Origin of the sequence: Phormidesmis priestleyi ULC007, assembly GCF_001895925.1 — a bacterium.
Taxonomy (GTDB): domain Bacteria; phylum Cyanobacteriota; class Cyanobacteriia; order Leptolyngbyales; family Leptolyngbyaceae; genus Phormidesmis_A; species Phormidesmis_A priestleyi_A.
Map to the genome: position 1 here is coordinate 1 of NZ_MPPI01000100.1, position 1,593 is coordinate 1,593.

The following is a 1,593-nucleotide window of genomic DNA, read 5'->3' on the forward strand; positions in this document are numbered from 1 at the left end:
CTTGAGTGTTGTGATGTCGAGGGAGAAAAATCGAAGTCCTTCTATGGCGGGATGAACAGGAGTGAGGAATGCGGGAAAGTGCAGATGAATTCAGGCTCGTCAGGGAGGTTCAAGGATCATGCAACTGCCGATAGTCGCCCCTGCTCCCATTGTTGAGCAGCAGGCTGAAGCGTTTCGGAACTTGTTCAGCGATGAACGCGCCTATGAGAACTTCCAGACCTACTTGACGGGACTAATCGTGCTGGAGAACAAGAGCTTGAGTAACATCAGTCGCTGTACGCTGGAGAGCGCGGACAAGACAAATCTGTCACGATTTTTGAGTGAGTCGCCGTGGAAGAGCGACGCGATGAATGCCCATCGCATTCAGTACATGCTGGCGCAAACGGTGAACGTGCGGTTAAAGGCAGAGCAGTCGTGCTTATTGGTCGATGATACATGGTGTGAGCATGTGGGAGGTTTGTTTGAGTATATTGACCGACACTACAATCACAGTGATAGCAGCTATCCGTTGGCGCACAACCTGGTGACAAGTCACTATCGTAGTGGTGCGGTGCGGTTTCCAGTGGATTGTAAGGTCTATCGTCGCTATGAAGACTTGACGCAGTGGGAGCAGTTTGTTGCCAAGCCCTTCCCCGACCAAGCGATTCCGAAGACGACTCAAGCCCGTCAGAAGCTACACAAGGCGCTCGATGCCACCTTGTTAGAAGACCCGGAATTTGCCCAATTACATGAGCAGTTTCGGACGAAGCTGACTATCGCTGATGAGTTACTGAAGCACGCCACTGAGCAAGGTCTGCCGTTTACTACTGTATTGATGGATAGTTGGTATCTGACGACGGAATTTGTCAACCAACTCGCAGAACGCAAAAAGAACTGGGTCAGCTTACTCAAACGCAACCGGAATTTATCGATGTACGGGTTTGGGTTGCGGGATGCACAAGGACACCCCATTTCGCTGCCTGCCAATGGGGTGATCAAAGTCGAGGAGTTAGTGCCGTTGATTCCAGCTTCTGCCTATCGACAAGTAGACATTGACGACCGCAGTTATGGGTGCTTTAGTGGGTGTACTCGTCTCTCTGGCATTGGCAAAGTGCGCTTAGTGATTTGCTTTGAAGCTGCCGACTTGAGCGGGTCTTATGCCGTTCTCGTGACCAATCGCACCGACTGGAGTGCCAAGCAAACCTTGTCCATGTACTTGCAAAGATGGACGATTGAAACCTTCTATCGGGACGGAAAACAACTGCTCGGACTCGACCAGTATCGCGTACGCGCTATGTCAGCTATGCAATCCCATTGGTGTTTAGTGTTCGTGGCATACTCGTTGTTGCATCTTGCTTGTTTACCGTCATCATCGAAGCCGCCTAGAGGCAAGCGTCCGACTCATCCCATCCAAACCATTGGGGAAGTTGTGCGACAACAAGGGCAAGCCTTGATTGAACAATTGATCTTGTTTGCTCATGACCAACTTCTGCAAGGACAGGCAGCCGCGCAAGTGTTTACTAACTTGTTTGCCAAGCAACAAAAACAGTTCTCGCATCCGTAGTCCGCGAGTCGCGGGTCTTATTTTTCTCTCATGACATCACAACACTCAAG

Annotated in this window: 1 protein-coding gene; it reads left to right on the forward strand. The window is 50.5% G+C overall.

All coding sequences use genetic code 11. From position 1 onward, the window contains the following. Positions 1-118: 118 nt before the first annotated feature. Entirely contained in the window at positions 119-1,543 is a 1,425-nt protein-coding gene (locus BRW63_RS26960; protein WP_073075375.1) for an IS701 family transposase, read from the forward strand. Positions 1,544-1,593 lie beyond the last annotated feature (50 nt).